Source organism: Chryseolinea lacunae, from assembly GCF_016735595.1.
Classification (GTDB): Bacteria; Bacteroidota; Bacteroidia; order Cytophagales; family Cyclobacteriaceae; genus Chryseolinea; species Chryseolinea lacunae.
The window spans coordinates 111,696-129,608 of sequence record NZ_JAERRB010000016.1 but is presented as its reverse complement, the minus strand read 5'-3'; the positions used below and the strand labels follow the sequence as shown (position 1 = coordinate 129,608).

Sequence of the window (17,913 nt, the reverse complement as noted above, 5' to 3'; positions counted from 1 at the left end):
AAGCCCGCTGCTGCAAACGGCTAGGCCGATTCGGCGAGGTTCCGGATCTGTTCAATCTTCTCGATGACCTCGCGCCCCTTGCTCCGCGACACGGGCACGGTGATGTCGCTGTCGCGGATGGTCAGCTTGTAGCCGTTGGTGTTGCCTCCCACCTCGGTGATGGCGTTGATGTTGACCATGTAGGACCGGTGGCACCTGATGATGAAGGTGTTGTTGAGCTGGCCCTCGATGGTTTTGAGGTTGACCCGCAGCATCTTTTTCTGCACGCCCTGCCCGTCGTTCCAGAACAGGGTTGAATAATAATTGCTGGATTCGATGTAGAGAAGGTCGGGCAGGTGAAGCTCCACGCTGTCGCTGGTGTCGGACTGGATGGTGATGGTGGTGTGGGGTTCGGCCACTTCTGTGGGATGGTGTTTCAGGGTGCGGATGCGGGCAAGCTCCGCGTTGGCGTGCAGGGCGTTCTGGAGACTGTTTTTCAGCATCACCGTGCGCAACACAAAGGTGAAGATGACGATGGAAATGCTGCCGTAGAGCATCATGTTCACAAAGAAATACCAGAGGATGTCGGTCATGGGCAAGCCCCGATAGAACCCGAGCGCTTCCAGCAACACCGGCGCCACGATGCCGATGATGAGGAGTTGCCAAAGGGTGAACAGAATATATTTCCCTACCGTCCACCGCAGGGAGTCGAACACATTGGGCCACACTTTGGGAAACCACACGATGGTGACGTAGAGCGTCACAAAGATCACCAGCCCGATGATGAGGAACAGCACAAAGTGTTCCCACTCCAACGGGTTGAACGCCACCAGGAACACCACCATGAAGGCGCCTAGCCCAGCCGACAGCGCCATATTTTTCCGATCGCTGTCGAGGTAGTAGGGAAAAGACTCCTGAAGGATTTTGAACAGTCGCACCACGTTCAAAATTAATATTTTTCTGCGCTATGGAAAACGTGGTGGGGAACGTTGTGTGCGCGTCATGAACGTGACTTGCGCCGAAACCGCGAGTGCGTGGCACAAATTAAATTCGGGATCGATTTGGAATTGTCGGGTGGAACCCGACGATCCGCAGTGTGGGCGAAGTCGTTTGTTAGTCGTGGGGACTTTGTTTATTGGACATGGGCAAACTTGTGCTTTCCGCTACCGGGGTGGTGGTTGATACGACAACCGCGTGAGTGATGGTAACGGAAAGCCCACAGCAGCGTGGACCTTGTGCGCGGGGCGAGGACTTGGAGTGGACAGCACGGTTCCGCCAACTGGCGGAACACGCCCAAGTCATGTCAATACTTAACACGGTGTGGTTAGCGTGGGTGTTCGTTCTATCGCTTCACCCTTTGATCTCTTCCGATGATGACATAGAGCAGCCAGCCGAGGAAGGGAAGAAAAATAAGCACCAGCAGCCAGATGGTTTTGTTGTTGTTTTTGAAATCGCTTCTGATGATTTCAATGAGCGCCCAAAGCCAAAGGGCGAAGGGAACCAACAGAAGCAACAGTTCGTCAATGGCGACTCTGCTGAGGGAAAGCATCATAACATTTTGGTTTTAACGATTCATGAATTAGGGAGAAAGCTTTAAGAATGAAGATAAGCACCAGTAGCCAGATGATTTTCTGGGAGCTGTCTTTGAAATCGCTTCTGATAATTTCAATGAGTGCCCACAGCCAGAGAACAAAAGAAAACAACACCAGCAACAAGCCTGGAAAACTGACCCCCATCAGAAAAAGCATCATAACGTTTTTGGTTTACTATTGAGCTCTAAAGTAGTTTTAGCAAGTTCTTGCTGGATGCAGCCACACGCTAAGCCTGTCCTTCCGGCTTCACTCTTTGGCCTCTTCCGATGATGACATACAGCAGCCAGCCGAGGAAGGGAAGAAAAATAAGCACCAGCAGCCAGATGATTTTCTGCGAGCTTTCTTTGAAATCGCTTCTGATAATTTCAATGAGTGCCCATAGCCAAAGGGCGAAGGGAACCAGCAGCACAAGGATGATAACGCCTAACGAAGGGATGAGAAGATCCATACCATTTTGTTTTTATTGTCTGAATATACAAAGCTTCGGAATTTTGTGTGCATTCGAAACCTCAATATTTCTTTACCTAAAAAAAGACATCGCCTTTCAGCGATGTCTTTCAAAATATCTTTTCAAACGTCTCTCCTACTTCACACCAAACTTGAACACGGTTTGTGTTTTGTAGGTCTCGCCGGGGTTGAGCACCACGGTGGGGAATTGAGGTTGGTTGGGTGAGTCGGGGAAGTGTTCGGTCTCAAGGCAGAAGCCGTAACGTTTGGCATAGACGGTGTTGAATTTTCCGGTGATGGTGCCGTCGAGGAAGTTGCCGGTGTAGAACTGAACGCCGGGCTCGGTGGTGAGCACTTCCAGTGTGCGACCGCTGATGGAGTCGTAGGCTGTGGCAGCGGAGGTCAGGCTCTTGTCGGTTTTGTCGAGCACCCAGCAATGGTCATAGCCGCCGCCGGTTTTGATTTGGGGATCGTCGGCATTGATGCGCTCGCCGATGGTGTGGGGCGTGGTGAAGTCGAAGGGTGTGCCCTTCACCTCTTGCAGTTTGCCTGTGGGAATCAAGCCTTTGTCTACGGGCACAAACTTCGAAGCGGCCAGGGTGATGGTGTGGCCCAGGATGTCGCGTTTGGTGTTGCCCGAAAGGTTGAAGTAAGTATGTTGTGTGAGGTTCAGTACAGTCTTCTTGTCGGTGGTGGCAGTATAGTCGACCGTGAGTGCATTGTCATTAGACAGTGTGTACACCACTTCCACCTGCAGGTTGCCGGGGTAGCCTTCTTCCATGTCTTTGCTGAGGTAGGTAAGTTTCAGCGAAGCGCCTTCGGCAGACGTTGACGGTGTGGCGGCCCACACTACTTTATCAAATCCCTTCAAGCCCCCGTGAAGATGGTTGGGACCGTTGTTAACGGCCAGGGTGTAGGTCTTTCCATCGAGGACGAATTTGCCGTTGCCGATGCGGTTGCCATAGCGACCCACGAGGGCACCAAAGAACGGAGATTTTGCGAGGTAGCCCGACAGGGAGTCGTAGCCCAGCACGATATCTTCTATGGTTCCGCTTTTGTCGGCGGTTTTCAGGGAGGTGATGAGGCCACCATAGTTGGTGACGGTCATCTCTACGCCTTGCGTGTTTTTGAGGGTATACAACGCTACGGCTGTGCCATCGGGCAGGGTGCCAAACGACGATTCACTAACGGTTGCCACATGGGCCGCCGAGTCCACGGCCTTGGTTTCGGCGGGAGCATCGGTTTTGGGTTTGCACGATTCAGTCATAAGCATTACGGCGAGGCCTAAAGGCAAGTAAAGCATGTATTTTCTCATAGTAAAGGGGTTGTGGTTACTATTTTACATTTTTATAATGAACATCGGAGAGTGCGCGCAAACGCTCTGCACTCGATTCCGGCGTAATATCGCGCTGCGGATTGGCTAACATCTCATATCCCACCATAAATTTTTTCACCGTGGCCGAACGCAGCAGCGGCGGATAGAACACCATGTGCCAATGCCACTCGGGATGGGGCACGCCGTCGGTGGGTGCCTGGTGTATGCCGGCCGAATAGGGAAATGATATTGAAAACAAATTGTCGTAGCGCGTGGTGATGCGCTTGTAGGCGTCGGCAAACGCCTGGCTTTCGGCCGCCGTCATGTCGGTGATGGCCGCCATGGCGCGGTTGGGAACGATCATGGTTTCGAAGGGCCATGTGGCCCAGAAGGGAACGAGCACCACAAAATGTTCATTCTCCAACACGATGCGCTGTTGTGCCTTGAACTCCTGCTGCAAATAGTCGCTCAGCAAAGTGCGGCCGTGTTTGTCGAAGTAAGCTTTTTGATGAACCTGTTTTTTCAGCGGCTCCACTGGCACCGACTCCTGGCTCCAGATCTGTCCATGCGGGTGTGGGTTGGAGCAGCCCATCACGGCGCCTTTGTTTTCGAATATCTGTACGTAGTTCACAAAGGGTTCTTTGCCCAGCGTGATGTATTCCTGTTGCCACAGGGCCACCACGGCGTTGATGTCGCTCACGTCCAGTTCGGGGATGGTGAGGTCGTGGCGTGGCGAGAAGCAAATGACGCGGCAAATACCTTTCTCGGTTTTGGCTTGCAACAGGCCGTCGTTGATGGTGCCGTCGGGCCCATCGGCAATGATGGCCGAGAAGTCGTTGGTGAATGCGAAGGGACCGGTATAGGCCGGGTTGTATTCTCCGTTGGAGCGCTTGTTGCCCGGGCAGAGATAGCATGTGGGGTCGAAGGCCGGAATGCTTTCGGTCTCTGTCTTCTCTTGTTGTCCCTGCCAGGGGCGCTTGGAGCGGTGGGGCGATACCTGAACCCACTCGCCCGTCAGCGGGTTGAGCCGGCGGTGCGAGTGTTCGGAAGTGTCAAACGTCATGGTGTTTTGTTAAAGCAAGGAAGGTTCCTTGGCGGTGAGTGGAACAATGCTGGTGCCGTCTTTGAGGGCCACTACGTAGCCCACCATTTCGCGGTGAATGGTGTGCTGGTAAGCAGCCTTGAGCGTGTCGATAAATTCGTTGACACGGTCTTTCTTCACGATGTTGATGGTGCAGCCGCCAAAGCCGCCGCCCATCATGCGGGCGCCCAGCACGCCTCCGAATTTTTTTGCTTCGTCCACCAGAAAATCCAGTTCGAGACAGCTCACTTCATAGAGGCGCGACAGCCCGTCATGGCTTGCATAGAGGCGTTGTCCAAAGGCGTTGAGGTTGCCCTTGGCCAGGTCTTCGGAGGCCTGGAGCACGCGCTCGTTCTCGGCCACAATGTAGATGCAACGGTCGTATACCTTTCCAGGAAATTCATCACGGTGAGCCTGGAGCATGTCGGCGGTGACGTCGCGCAGGCTTCGCACAGCCGGATAATGTTCTTTCAAAATGGCGACGCCTTTTTCGCACTCCGAGCGGCGTGTGTTGTAGGCCGAGTTGGCCAGCGAGTGTTTCACCATGGTGTCGCACAACACGATGGTGTAGTCTTTCAGGTCTACGGGAAAATAGCGGTAGCTCAGCGAACGACAGTCGAGCACAAAGGCCTGACCGGCCGCGCCCATCATGCTGGAGAACTGGTCCATGATGCCACACTTCACCCCCACATAGTGGTGCTCGGCCCATTGGGCCATGTGAATGAGATCGAGCTTAGGAACCTGGAAACCGTGCAACTGATCAACGGCAAATGCAAAACCACACTCCAGAGCAGCCGACGAAGAGAGACCAGCACCCGTGGGAACATTGCCTCCGATGATGGCGTGAAAGGGTTTCAGATCATATCCCTTATCCACAAATTGACGCACCACACCCAGCAGGTAGTTGGCCCACGCGGGATTTTCTACTTTTTCGGGATTGTTCACGTCGAAGGTCACGGTTTCGTCGTGCTTCACGGAATAGAGCGTGGCTTTGGGGCCTTGGGCGGAACTGATGCCCACCAGGATTTCGCGGTCGATGGCGGCGGGCATAACAAAACCTTCGTTGTAGTCGGTGTGTTCGCCAATGAGGTTGATACGGCCCGGCGAGCGCACCACAAGGGGTTCCTGATGATAAAGTTCAAGAAACTTGTTCCGCAGGTCAGCGGGTTGAAATTCGGAGAGGGATTCTTTTGCGTTCAACACGTCGGTCTGGTTCATACCTGTTTTAAAAACGAATTTGAGGATTAGGTTTAAAATAAAGATAGACGCTATGGCCAAGGGAAAGGGCCCGCAGCCAGAGCAGTCTATCAAGGCCAAACTAAAAATTAACCCAAACTATTAATTTAGCGGATGCTAAGTACGGTCACCCGAAGGAGATAAACAGGGGCTGGCGGCGTGGATTCCCGAAAAAACGATTCCGGCAACGTTATCATTTTTCATATCTTTAGGAAGCCCGTTCTGCCTTGCCTCGTTTTTCATAGTCCGGAACCGCCGGGCACCTTCACACACTTTCAACCCAACGATGAGAAATACTCAGGCCACCATTCGTGACATTGCCATTAAACTAAACATCTCTATTTCCACCGTTTCGCGCGCCCTGCGCGGAGCACCCGACGTGAACCAGGAAACCAAAAAGGCCGTGCTTGAAATGGCCGAGAAACTGAACTACGAACCCAACCGCGTGGCCCAAAGTCTGCGCATCAAACGCACCAACACCCTCGGCATCATCGTGCCCGAAATATCGCTTCACTTCTTTTCGTCGGCCATCAGCGGCATGCAGGAGGAAGCCGCGCAACATGGTTACAGCATCATGATCTGCCAGTCGCTCGAATCGTTTGAAACCGAGAAGCAAAACGTGCACATGCTGGCGGCCAACCGCGTGGACGGACTGCTCATTTCCATGTCGAGCGAAACAAAAGACGTGGCCCACATCCAATCCCTCATCAACAAAAACATTCCCGTCGTTCTCTTCGATCGCGTGAGCGATGCACTGCCCGTGGCCAAGGTGGTGGTAGACGATCACGACGGCGCCTTCAAAGCCACAGAGCACCTCATCCAAACCGGCTGTCGCCGCATTGCCTACATCGGCGGACCGCTCACGTTCTACATCAGCAACCAACGCAAACGCGGCTACCTCGACGCCCTGCTGCACCACAACATCATTCCCGACGAGCAATTGATTGTGCATTGTCACGAACTTCACACCGAACCGCTGGAGCAGGTGAAACGATTGTTGTCGTTGCCCAAAACTCAACAGCCCGACGCGTTGTTCTGCCTCAACGATCCCATTGCCGTGCCCGTGCTGCAACTGCTGAAAGAAAAAAACATTCGCGTGCCCGAAGAGATTTCGGTGGTGGGCTTCACAAACGAACCCGTGTCGGCATTCATCGAACCCTCGCTCACCACGGTGTCGCAGCCCTCGCACGAAATGGGAAAGAAGGCCATCGAACTGTTTCTTGAACAGAGCCACGATCTTGACAACTTCACACCGGTAACCGCCACAATGAAGACCACCTTGCTGGTGCGCAATTCAACACGCAAGGTGTAGACAACCGACATGTCGCGCTCACGAGAAATACGAAGCATTGAACATTCGCAATATTTTATTTGTTGACAAAACATGAACTGGAAAGAAGCATTGACCTTGGCCAAGAACGGGAACCTGGTCCCCGACAAGCGCGTAGAAAAATCGGACGCCGAATGGCAAAAAGAATTAAGCCCCGAAGAATATCACATCCTCCGCAAAAAAGGAACGGAGCGTGCCTTCACTGGCGAGTATTGTGAAGCTCACGAACCCGGCCTCTATGCCTGCCGTGGCTGTGGCACACCGCTGTTTGACTCACGCCAAAAATTTGAATCGGGCACCGGCTGGCCCAGCTTCACGGTGCCCGTGAAAGACAACGCCATCCAATACAAAAGCGACAACAGCTATGGCATGGTGCGCGTGGAAGTGATGTGCAACGTGTGCGACAGCCACCTGGGCCACGTCTTCCCCGACGGCCCCGCCCCTTCGGGCCTTCGCTACTGCATTAACTCAGCCTCAATAAAACTGGTGGAAGAAAAGGCAAACGCATAAGTTGGACTGGCGTCCCGACGCGTTGGGGTGCCCCCACATGAACTGGCGCGGGTCTATGACCCGTGCCCATTATGCATCCAGTCTCCAGACTGAAGACTCATTGCCCAATCCCATTTGTTCCTTAAATTTGTACCCGCAATGAAAAAAGTGGCCTTTTATACGCTGGGGTGCAAGCTCAACTATTCCGAAACCTCCACCATTTCCCGGTTGTTCGAGGAAAAGGGCTATAAAAAGGTCGATTTCACCGATACGCCCGACATTTTTATTATCAACACCTGCTCCGTCACCGAAAATGCGGACAAGAAGTGCCACAAAATTGTGCGCGAAGCCCGTGGCATCTCCCCCGAAGCCTATGTGGCCATTGTGGGCTGCTATGCGCAACTGAAGCCAAAAGAGATTTCTGAAATTCCCGGTGTGGACGCTGTGTTGGGAGCTGCCGAAAAATTCAGGCTCGTAGAATTGCTCGACGGGTTTGTGCGGCAACCCAATGCCCAGGTTTTTGCCTCCGACATTGAGCAGGCAAACACCTTTAACACCTCCTACTCCCTGCACGACCGCACACGAACCTTCCTGAAAGTTCAGGATGGCTGTGACTATTCGTGCACATTCTGCACCATTCCCCTCGCACGTGGCAGCAGCCGCAGCGACAGCATCGTGAACATCGTAAAGACTGCCCAGGAGATCGCCGCCACCGAGGTGCGCGAGATTGTGCTCACCGGGGTGAATACGGGCGACTTTGGTTTGCAGGAAGGCAAGCGTGTTGAACGGTTTGTGGACCTCATCAAAGCGCTGGATCAGGTTGAGGGCATCGACCGCTTCCGCATCTCGTCTATCGAACCCAATTTGTTGACCGACGAGATCATCACGTTTGTGTCGCAGTCGCAGCGTTTTGTTCCGCATTTTCACATTCCACTTCAGTCGGGCTCCAACAAGATTCTGAAACTGATGAAGCGTCGCTATCTGCGCGAGTTGTATAGCGACCGGGTGGACACCATCAAATCATTGATGCCGCATTGCTGCATTGGTGTTGATGTAATTGTTGGTTTTCCAGGGGAGACCGACGAAGACTTTAAAGAGACCTATCAGTTCCTCAACGAGCTCAACATATCCTACCTGCACGTGTTCACCTATTCCGAGCGCGAGAACACGCCCGCGGCAGAGATGGACGGCACTGTGCCTGGCCACATTCGCGCCGAGCGTTCGAAGATGCTGCACATTTTGTCTGACAAGAAACGACGGAAGTTCTACGAAGAAAATCTGGGCCGCGAAGCCACCGTGCTTTTCGAAAACGATGTGGAAGAAGGCATGATGCACGGCTTCACCGAAAACTACATCCGCGTAGTGGCACAATACGATCCCATTCTGGTGAATGAAGTGAAGCGTGTGAAGCTCCTGTCTATTCAGGCAAAGGGATTGGTTGAAGTGGAAGAGGCCATGCCCGAAGTGCACGTGCACTAAGCCAGTAAGCATCATTCAAGTCCGCATTCATCAATACTTCTTTATTGTCACACGTCAGGCCATGTCACTTTCCTTCAGAGACAGTGTAGCGACGCGCGAAAATTGACGCTTTCCAAAAGTTCTATGTTTGTGGTGTGTTGTAAGAATAAAGGAAATATCGCATGCCTTTCACTTCCCTGCATCCGTCAAAACACGGATGGCCGACCGTTCGGACGTTCTTTTTAATCTTAAAGCGATGACCTTGTAAAATATTCTTCTTGAACTTCAGGGTTGCACCAAGGTAAGATTTTGTGTGGCCTTGCATACTTCCCCTACCCTCGCCGGCTATTCCTGCGGAAGCAGATGCATTCTTACACGCTTGCGATAAGCACCCTTTCTCCACAGCACAGACTCCCGCCAGCCATTACTTTTGTAATGTCATTTAGGGTTAGATGATTTTAGTGTTAGGGTTAAGACTTGTTGGAGAATGAGGGGAGCCGAAAGAAGGAGACCACGATTTGTGAGAAGGATAGTGGGGTCTTCTTCTTTCTTTTTTGGCTATGCTGCTACACTTTAATTCTGCCGTCTTTCAATTCAATTTTCCGGTCCGACATCGCGGCCAGTTGTTCATTGTGCGTTACGATCACAAACGTTTGTCCGATTTCCGTTCGCAGCTTGAAAAACAAATTATGCAGCTCCACAGCATTCTTCGAATCAAGATTGCCGCTGGGTTCGTCTGCCAAGATCAAGGCCGGTGAGTTTATCATGGCCCGTGCCACGGCAATGCGCTGTTGCTCGCCACCCGAAAGCTCGGACGGTTTGTGATGCACACGGTCTTTCAATCCCAGCATATCCAGCAGCGAAAGTGCTCTTTCTTTCACGGTCCGTTCCTCGCGGCCACCAATCAATCCCGGGATCATCACGTTCTCGATGGCCGAAAACTCCGGCAGCAGGTTGTGAAATTGAAAAACAAATCCAATAGACGTATTTCGAAATGCTGCCAGGTTTCGTGCACTCTGGCCAAACACATCTTTGTCGTGAATGAAGACCTTGCCCTTGTCGGGAGCGTCTAATGTGCCCAGGATGTGGAGCAGGGTGCTTTTTCCCGCCCCGGAGGCCCCGACAATGGCCACCACTTCGCCTTTGCTGATTTGCAGGTCGATGCCCTTCAAAACCGGTAGGTCGCCGTATGATTTTTCAATATTCGTGGCCCGGAGCATCGTTGATTTAACTGTTTCCTTGAAATAAAGCTGTAAATAAACTAGTTTCGCCCAAAACAAAAAATTCATGAACATTCACGAATATCAGGGCAAGGAGATTCTCAAGAAATACGGCGTGACGATTCAACGGGGCATTGTGGCCGATACACCAGACAGCGCCATTCAGGCCGCCAAGGAGTTACAGGCAGAAACAGGCACCAAATGGTTTGTGATTAAATCCCAGATTCATGCTGGCGGTCGTGGAAAAGGCAAAGTGAAGGAGACCGGCTCGCACGGCGTGGTATTGGCCAAGAACATCACCGAAGTTCCCGATAAAGTGAAAGCCATCCTGGGCGGCACCCTGGTTACCCACCAAACCGGCCCCGAAGGAAAGAAAGTGAACAAGGTTCTCATCGCCGAAGATGTTTATTATCCCGGCGAAGCTGAACCGAAAGAATATTATATGAGCATCCTGCTGGATCGCTCCAAAGCACGTCCCGTCATCATGGCGTCGACCGAAGGCGGCATGAACATCGAAGAAATTGCCGAGACACATCCCGAAAAGATCATAAAAGAATGGATTGATCCGGCTATTGGCTTACAGGGATTCCAGGCGCGCAAAATCGCCTTCGCCCTGGGCTGGGAAGGCAACGCGTTCAAAGAAGGTGTGAAGTTCATCCATTCCCTCTACAGTGCCTACCTTGGCCTGGACGCCTCCATGTTCGAAATCAACCCGCTGCTGAAGACCTCCGACAACCGGATCCTGGCCGTGGATGCAAAAGTGAACCTCGACGACAACGCACTCTACCGTCATAAAGACCTGGCTGAGCTGAGAGATATCACAGAAGAAGATCCCTTGGAAGTGGAAGCAGGCAAAGCCGGCCTCAACTATGTGAAGCTCGACGGCAACGTGGGCTGCATGGTGAACGGCGCGGGACTGGCCATGGCCACCATGGACATTATTAAAATTTCTGGTGGCGAACCTGCGAACTTCCTGGACGTGGGTGGTGGAGCAAATGCCGAAACGGTTGAAGCCGGTTTCCGCATCATCCTGAAAGATCCCAATGTAAAAGCGATTCTCATCAACATCTTTGGCGGCATTGTTCGTTGCGACCGGGTAGCCAACGGTGTGGTAGAAGCCTACAAGAAGATCGGCGACATTCACGTTCCTATCATTGTCAGATTGCAAGGAACAAATGCTGAAGAAGGAGCTAAGATTATTGAGCAGTCGGGATTGAAAGTATTTTCAGCGATTGTCTTGAAAGACGCGGCACAAAAGGTGAAAGAAGTGCTGGCTTAGGCCCTCTTTCGTCCATTAAAGTTATTTTTCCTATATTTCACGAAGTTTGGCTCTAAAAACAACATGAAAAGGTTAGCTATCCTCGCTATAGTTATTGTTACTGGAATGCCCTTGCTTGGGTATTCTCAGAGTTTCAATTTGCTCCGCCAGGAACGAAACTTCCTTGTGAGCGTTGGCTCTGGCACGGCCAATTATTATGGTGAGATGGTGAACCCGGGCGAATTCGGAAAACTGAAACCCAACATTGCCCTTGGTGCTGAATATTACCTCAGCAGCCGCATCAGCGCGCGGGCTGAGTTAACCTGGTTCCAATTGTCGGGCGACGATGCCAAAGCTGACGATGACCGCGTTAAACGAAATTTGTCATTCACTTCAAATTGTATTGAATTCAGCGTCTTGGGGGCGGTTAACCTCAGCCCTATGGGACTGCGCTTCTATCAGCGGTCAAAGTTGAACGTGCATGCCTTCGCCGGCATCGGCGTGCTGTATTTCAATCCCAAAGCCAAATATGAAGGCAACTCCTACCCGCTTGCTCCCCTGCAAACGGAGGGTGTGAAGTATAGCCGTGTGCAGCCTGTGATCCCTTTTGGCCTGGGTGCACGCGTGAAGCTCAATCCCTTCTTCAACATCCTTGTAGAAGCCGGCTACCGGATCACCTTCACCGACTACCTTGACGATGTGAGTTCACGACGTTACCCTGATCCTGCCACATTGCAGAGCGACTTGTCGCGTGCACTTTCTGACCGCAGAGGCGAAATCGGTGCTGACGTTCCTTACACCAAAGGTGTTCGTGGCAACCCCGATAAAAAAGACGGCTACTTCATTACAAACATAACCCTGCAGTATTATTTGCCGGTGAGTCTGTTTGAGAACAGTGATCGTAAACTCTACAACAGAAAGCGCAAGGCATACTATCGCAAGCCAAGAAGCAGGTAAGAGAGAGTATTCATAGACACAATCAATCAAAAAGGACCACTTCATCGTGGTCCTTTTTGATTTTCTCTATAAAAACCGAAGTCACTACTGAAGCAGTATACCCTGGTATTTTTTTGTATCCTTCAATGTTTCGGCAATGCCTTTGCTCACTGACAGCAGGGCTTGCGGATCGACGTGCACGGGCAGTCTCATTTTCGCTTCGAATCGCTCCTTCAGGCCACGGAGCATGGCGCTTCCGCCAGTGAGGTGAATGCCGTTGTGATAGATGTCGGCGGCCAGTTCGGGCGGGCAGGTTTCGAGTGTTTGCACGATGCAATGTTCGATGGCGCTCACGGATTTCTCCAGCACAAAGGCCACTTCACTGTGGTCGATCGAGCGCGTCACCGGAAGGCCTTCGATTAGGTCTTTGCCACGCACCAGCATGGGTTTGGGTGCTCCTTCAATCTTGTCGATGGCCGCGCCCACGTTGATTTTGATTTGCTCGGCCGTCTTCAGACCGATGGCTATGTTATAAGCGCGACGGAAGTGATCCTGAATCTGTTCGTCGAATGTGTCGCCGGCTACTTTAACGGATTGAAAAGCCGCCACGCCGGACAGCGATATCACCACAATCTCCGTGATGCCCCCGCCGATGTCGATCAGCATCTTCCCGTCGGGTTCGCGTATGTTGAGGCCAATACCCAATGCGGCGGCCAGGGGCTCGTAGACCATGTAGGAATGGCGCGAGTTGAACTGTCCCAAGGCATCGCGCAGGGCACGACGCTCCACCTCGGTGGTGTAGTAGGGAATGCCGGCAATCATGTTGTCATATCCTCCCAGGAACGACGACTGCATCGACGCCTGGGAAAGCATTTCGCGAATCATTTTGCTGGCCGAATCATAGTCGGCAATCACACCTCCACGTAGGGGTTTAACCGGACGCAGCTCATCATGGTTTTTCTCGAACATACTGAAAGCCTTATTGCCCACCGCTTTCACGGCGTGCGTTTCGGTGTCGAACACGATGTAAGATGGCTGTGCCAAAAGCACTTTATGTATGTCGCTCACCACCGTGTTGTTGTTGCCCAGATCGATGGCGACGCTTTTGTTTCGGAAGAAATTAAAATTCATGGTCTCTTTTATTACGGGTTTCTTTTTCTCTGCTATGCCTGCGCGGCTTCGTAGTGGTCTTCGCTGCGCAGTCTCACCATTCTATCAGCTACGTGTGTTTGTGTGCGGGGCAAGATAGGGTATACCGTTTCTAATTTCAATTCAGAGAGCTCCGTTCTTGCTTGCGAAAAACACGGAGTGTCGCCGCTCACAGCAAAGGGAGTTTCTTTTTTTATCAAAAAGTGTAACTTCCCCACCATACCCCTACAACTGAAAATGTATGCCTGCACCTTCACAAAAATCGCGAAGAAATTTTATTAAAAAGGCCGTCGGCGGGGCTATTCTCACCAGTGTACCTTCTATGCTCATTGCACAGAAAGGCAAGGTGGTGACGCTGCCCGGACCCGTGCCATACACCAAACAATTTGCCCCCAACGACCAGGTGAACGTGGCCGTGATTGGTATGGGCATCATGGGTTTCAACAACTGGGAAACGTCGCAGCAAGTGCCTGGCGTGAAGCTGGTCGCCGCGTGCGACCTCTACACCGGAAGGCTCGACCGCACGAAAGAATTGTATGGCAAAGATATTTTCACAACCAAAGACTACCACGAGATCCTGGGCCGCAAAGATATTGATGCCGTCATCATTGCCACCTCCGATCACTGGCACGATCACATCACCATTGAAGCCCTGAACAAAGGCAAGCATGTGTATTGCGAAAAACCCATGGTTCACAAACTGGAAGAAGGCGCCGAGGTGATCGCCGCACAACGAAAAACCGGAAAGGTGGTGCAGATTGGAAGCCAGCGCGTGAGCTCCATCGCCACGGAAAAGACACGCGAGATTTTTGAGTCGGGCGTGATCGGCGAGTTGGTTTTGGTTGAGACCTGGATGGACCGCCAGGGCGGCGGGGGCGCATGGCAATATTCCATTCCAACCGATGCCAGCACCAACACCGTGGACTGGGATCGCTTCCTTGGTGACGCGCCCAAAGTGCCCTTTGACCCCATGCGCTTTTTCCGCTGGAGAAATTATCAGGATTACGGAACCGGCATCGCCGGCGATCTTTTTGTGCACCTCTTCTCGGGGCTGCACACGGTGACCAGCTCAAAAGGTCCGAACCGCGTGTATGCCACCGGCGGCCTCCGCTATTGGAAAGATGGCCGCGACGTGCCCGATCTCATTACAGGCCTCTGCGACTACCCAGCCTCCGACAAGCACCCGGCCTTCAATCTGCAAATGCGCGTGAACTTTGCCGATGGCAGCCGCGACGGTGAACGCCTGCGCCTCATCGGCACCGATGGCGTGATCACCATGGGCTGGAGCGAAGTGACCGTGACGCTGAACAAAACTCCAAAAGCTCCCGGCTATGGCGGATGGGATTCGTTCGGCACCTTCACCGAAGCCCAACAGAAGGAATACGAAAAGTGGTATAAGGCAAAATATCCCGCGAGCAAACCCGAAATGATCAATCCGGGCACAACCTATAAGGCACCCGACAAGTACAGCGCGAACTTCGATCACCACGTAAATTTCTACCGTGGCATTCGCGAAAAAACCACCATCAAAGAAGATGCATTGTTTGGCATGCGTGCCGCAGGCCCGGCATTGGCATGTAATAAAAGTGTGGCCGAAAAAAGAATTATCAACTGGGATCCTGAAACAGCAAAGATGGTGTCGTAAAAAAGGAAAGCCCTGCTGAACAAAACAGCAGGGCTTTCCTTTTTTAGAATTTATGGATGGTAGATTTGTTCATGGGGAGCGTGATGATGAAGCGTGATCCCTTGCCCACTTTGGTAACAAGTTCCAGGCTGCCGTTCAGTTTCTTCACGGCCTTTTTGACAATGTAGAGTCCGAGTCCATTGCCTTTTGAACGCTCGCTCGCCCGGAAGTACATGTCGAAAATTTTGTCTGAATAATGCTCATCAATACCCTGACCGTTGTCCTCCACTTCGATCACCGCATTGTCGCCTTCCTGTCGCGCGCGCAGAAAGATATACGGGTCTTCGGGTGTACAAAAATGAATGGCATTCTCTACCAGGTTTTCGATAATGATCCGCACCATCACCGGATAAGAAATGAACGACGTTTGAAGATTTACCTGGGCATGAACACCGATCTTGAGGCGTTGCAGGTCTTCGCGAAAGGTGGTGCACACGCTCTCGTAAATTTCACGTATCCACACTTCCCGAAAAATGAGTTGTTGGGCGCCCACGTCGCTGATGGACTGCAGTTTCAGTAACATCTTGTCGAGGCTGAACGCGGTCTCATTCACTTTCGCAAAAAGCTCTAGCGCCACCGGATCTTTCAGTGTGATCTTGGCCACTTCGGCCAACCCCATGAAGGTGGTGAGCGGCCGTCGGAAATCGTGCGACGAACGGTAGAAAAATGTATCAAGCTCTTTAAAGGCTTCCTGCAACTCGAACGTGCGCTTGGTCACAATCTGATCGAGGTCGCGATTGATCTCCGTGATCATTTCGTTGCTTTCGCGAAGCTCTTCGGCCTGCGCCTGTACCTCCTCCGTTTTTTCAACCAACTCGTTGTTGAGCAGCATCAGTGAATTGTTGGCTTCAGTCAACTCTTCCGACTGTGCTTGAATTTCTTCTTTCTGCTCCTGGACTTCGGTGTTGAATCGCTTCAAATCCCGGTTGGCTTTGTTCTTCAGGCGAGCGTTCAAAAAGAACATGTAGGCCATCAATCCCAGCAGGGCCAGTCCGGCAATGGTGAACGTGAGATACGATCGCTGCAAACTCAACTGTGTTTTTTGGAGCTGAATCTCATTCTGACTCACTTCGTTTTGCTGGTTGAGCGATTGTATTTCGCGTTCTTTTTTCTCAAGCTCATAGAGCGCGTTCATCTCTGCGATTTTCGATGCATTTTGACGGGTAAAGATCGAATCGTTCAGCGCGATGTAGCGATCATAAAACACGAGCGCCTGGGTCAGGTCGCCTTTGGCGCGGTAGTGATCGGCAAAAATCTTGTAGTTGTTCCGGAGCTCACTCCGCGCGCCAATTTGCCGCGCCAGGGCTTGTGCCTTGTTGAGATATTGTTCGGCATCGGCAGCGAGTTTGGTTTTGGAGGAGAGCGCGCCAAGAGCGTTGTAGGTCATTACCAACCCCGGCAGGTCGTTGCTTCGCTCATCCAACGCCAACGCCTGCACCAGATACTCCCGGGCACGGGCATAGGCCCCTTGCTTTTCATATACCCGCGCAATGTTAAACATCGTGCCCGAATACAATTGCATGGCTTTGATTTCCTTGCGGAGGGCCAGCGCCTTCTGGTAGTGTTCCAGCGCTTCGTCCATGCGCCGATGTGAATAGTGAATGAACCCCAGCACATTGTGGGCAAACGATATCCCCGACTTGTCGCCAATCTCCTCCATCACACGCAAGGTGTTCGCGGCATATTGAGAAGCCACAGAGTCGTTGCGTTCGTGGATGTATAGCCACGCCAGGTCGCCATAAAGTTTTCCAATCTCTTGCTTGTTGTTCATCGCCTCCTGCATGCGCAGTGCCGTCAGAAAATGTTCGTTGGCACGCCTGAAGTCCCCCTGCGCGTCGTATACTTCGGCAATGTGGCGCAGCACCAGCGCATGATAACGCTTGAAGCGGTGACGACTGAGAATGTCGAGGGCCTGCGAAAAATCACGGATGGCATTCTTGTAGTCGCCCCGGATGGTATAGATCTCTCCCCTATGAGTATAGTACACCATTTGCTGCTCCCGATCCTTGTGCCGCAAGGCCATGCGAAACGCTTTGTCATAGAAGTACAAGGCCGAATCAAACCGTGCTGCACCCTGGTGTGCCTGTCCGATGCCATGCCAACATTCCATCAGGTTGAGGGTGTCGCTTTGCTTTCGGATGGCCTCTGACTGCCGGAAAAACACCAGCGCCGAATCGAATGCAGAAAGACTGAGAGCAAGCGCCCCCTTGTTATAGTAGACCGACGACAGTGCGCCCGGACTCTTCATGTCGGCCAGAAGCTTCAGTGACGCATCATAAAAATAACGGGCCGAGTCGAACTTGGCTTGCACCCGGCACAAGTTGCCAAGGCGGGTGAGTGTGTAGGCCGGGTAGGCGCCGTAGCGGTGTGAACCACACAGGCGCACCGCCTCGTGATAGCGTGCCGAGGCCTGGGTATAGTTTCCGGAGAAGTAATGATACAGTCCAATGTCTGTCAACGCCTGCACCTGCCCTTTCACATATTGATTCTGACGCGATAGCAACCAGGCCTTTTGCGCATAGCCATAGGCTTTTTCAAAATCATAGTCCCAAGTGGCGGAGGCAAGCTCGTGTAGAATCTCGGCTTTTTGTTCGGGGCTTTCTGCCCGCGACAATTTGCTTTCGAGGTCGGTGATGCGCGACGTCTGCGCAAGAGCAAACATCGGAACAAGCCATCCTAAAGCAAAACTGATAAACAATAGACGCATGAAGAGATTCTGAGCCTCTTAAAGCTAAACAG

The 17,913-nt window shown here is 52.2% G+C and carries 16 protein-coding genes; 6 read left to right on the top strand and 10 right to left on the bottom strand.

Annotated features, from left to right (window positions below; all coding sequences use genetic code 11):
• Positions 1-20: 20 nt before the first annotated feature.
• From JI741_RS29770 to galK, 7 genes are all read right to left on the bottom strand, one after another.
• A complete protein-coding gene (locus JI741_RS29770) occupies positions 21-920 on the bottom strand; it encodes a LytR/AlgR family response regulator transcription factor (RefSeq protein ID WP_202015900.1) in 900 nt (299 codons plus the stop codon).
• Positions 921-1,321: 401 nt separating this feature from the next.
• Positions 1,322-1,531, bottom strand: coding sequence for a PLD nuclease N-terminal domain-containing protein (locus JI741_RS29765; RefSeq protein WP_202015899.1), 210 nt, complete (start codon positions 1,529-1,531; stop codon positions 1,322-1,324).
• A complete protein-coding gene (locus JI741_RS33170) occupies positions 1,500-1,715 on the bottom strand; it encodes a PLDc N-terminal domain-containing protein (RefSeq protein WP_369411890.1) in 216 nt (71 codons plus the stop codon). Before JI741_RS33170 ends, JI741_RS29765 begins: the two co-directional genes overlap by 32 nt.
• An 82-nt stretch (positions 1,716-1,797) precedes the next feature.
• The gene (locus JI741_RS29755) at positions 1,798-2,019 is read right to left on the bottom strand and encodes a PLDc N-terminal domain-containing protein (protein ID WP_202015897.1); all 222 of its coding nucleotides are present in this window, start codon (positions 2,017-2,019) and stop codon (positions 1,798-1,800) included.
• A 135-nt stretch (positions 2,020-2,154) separates the two neighbouring features.
• A complete protein-coding gene (locus JI741_RS29750) occupies positions 2,155-3,333 on the bottom strand; it encodes an aldose epimerase family protein (RefSeq protein ID WP_202015896.1) in 1,179 nt (392 codons plus the stop codon).
• A 19-nt stretch (positions 3,334-3,352) separates the two neighbouring features.
• Positions 3,353-4,396: a UDP-glucose--hexose-1-phosphate uridylyltransferase gene (locus JI741_RS29745; protein ID WP_202015895.1), complete on the bottom strand. Its 1,044-nt coding sequence runs from the start codon at positions 4,394-4,396 to the stop codon at positions 3,353-3,355.
• A gap of 9 nt (positions 4,397-4,405) precedes the next feature.
• A complete protein-coding gene (gene galK / locus JI741_RS29740; RefSeq protein ID WP_202015894.1) occupies positions 4,406-5,632 on the bottom strand; it encodes a galactokinase in 1,227 nt (408 codons plus the stop codon).
• 304 nt (positions 5,633-5,936) lie between these two features.
• On the opposite strand from galK, the gene JI741_RS29735 reads away from it, so the two are divergent.
• From JI741_RS29735 to mtaB, 3 genes are all read left to right on the top strand, one after another.
• A complete protein-coding gene (locus JI741_RS29735) occupies positions 5,937-6,962 on the top strand; it encodes a LacI family DNA-binding transcriptional regulator (RefSeq protein WP_202015893.1) in 1,026 nt (341 codons plus the stop codon).
• A 72-nt stretch (positions 6,963-7,034) separates the two neighbouring features.
• On the top strand, positions 7,035-7,490 hold the full coding sequence (msrB, locus tag JI741_RS29730) for a peptide-methionine (R)-S-oxide reductase MsrB (RefSeq protein WP_202015891.1): 456 nt from the start codon (positions 7,035-7,037) through the stop codon (positions 7,488-7,490).
• A gap of 138 nt (positions 7,491-7,628) precedes the next feature.
• Complete coding sequence (mtaB, locus tag JI741_RS29725; RefSeq protein ID WP_202015889.1) at positions 7,629-8,948, top strand: tRNA (N(6)-L-threonylcarbamoyladenosine(37)-C(2))-methylthiotransferase MtaB; 1,320 nt, start codon at positions 7,629-7,631, stop codon at positions 8,946-8,948.
• Positions 8,949-9,493: 545 nt separating this feature from the next.
• On the opposite strand, the gene JI741_RS29720 is transcribed toward mtaB, so the two are convergent.
• Positions 9,494-10,147 (bottom strand): ABC transporter ATP-binding protein, encoded by a 654-nt coding sequence (locus JI741_RS29720; protein ID WP_202015887.1) that lies wholly within the window; start codon positions 10,145-10,147, stop codon positions 9,494-9,496.
• A 67-nt stretch (positions 10,148-10,214) separates the two neighbouring features.
• Between JI741_RS29720 and sucC the strand changes: the two genes are divergently transcribed.
• Complete coding sequence (gene sucC / locus JI741_RS29715; RefSeq protein WP_202015885.1) at positions 10,215-11,426, top strand: ADP-forming succinate--CoA ligase subunit beta; 1,212 nt, start codon at positions 10,215-10,217, stop codon at positions 11,424-11,426.
• 63 nt (positions 11,427-11,489) lie between these two features.
• A complete protein-coding gene (locus JI741_RS29710; protein ID WP_202015884.1) occupies positions 11,490-12,362 on the top strand; it encodes a DUF6089 family protein in 873 nt (290 codons plus the stop codon).
• Positions 12,363-12,446: 84 nt separating this feature from the next.
• Here the strand turns inward: JI741_RS29710 and JI741_RS29705 are convergent, their stop codons facing one another.
• Positions 12,447-13,472 (bottom strand): rod shape-determining protein, encoded by a 1,026-nt coding sequence (locus tag JI741_RS29705; protein ID WP_202015883.1) that lies wholly within the window; start codon positions 13,470-13,472, stop codon positions 12,447-12,449.
• Positions 13,473-13,731: 259 nt separating this feature from the next.
• Between JI741_RS29705 and JI741_RS29700 the strand changes: the two genes are divergently transcribed.
• Complete coding sequence (locus JI741_RS29700) at positions 13,732-15,135, top strand: Gfo/Idh/MocA family protein (protein WP_202015882.1); 1,404 nt, start codon at positions 13,732-13,734, stop codon at positions 15,133-15,135.
• Between the two features lie 43 nt (positions 15,136-15,178).
• On the opposite strand, the gene JI741_RS29695 is transcribed toward JI741_RS29700, so the two are convergent.
• Entirely contained in the window at positions 15,179-17,881 is a 2,703-nt protein-coding gene (locus JI741_RS29695) for a tetratricopeptide repeat protein (protein ID WP_202015881.1), read from the bottom strand.
• Between the last annotated feature and the right edge of the window lie 32 nt (positions 17,882-17,913).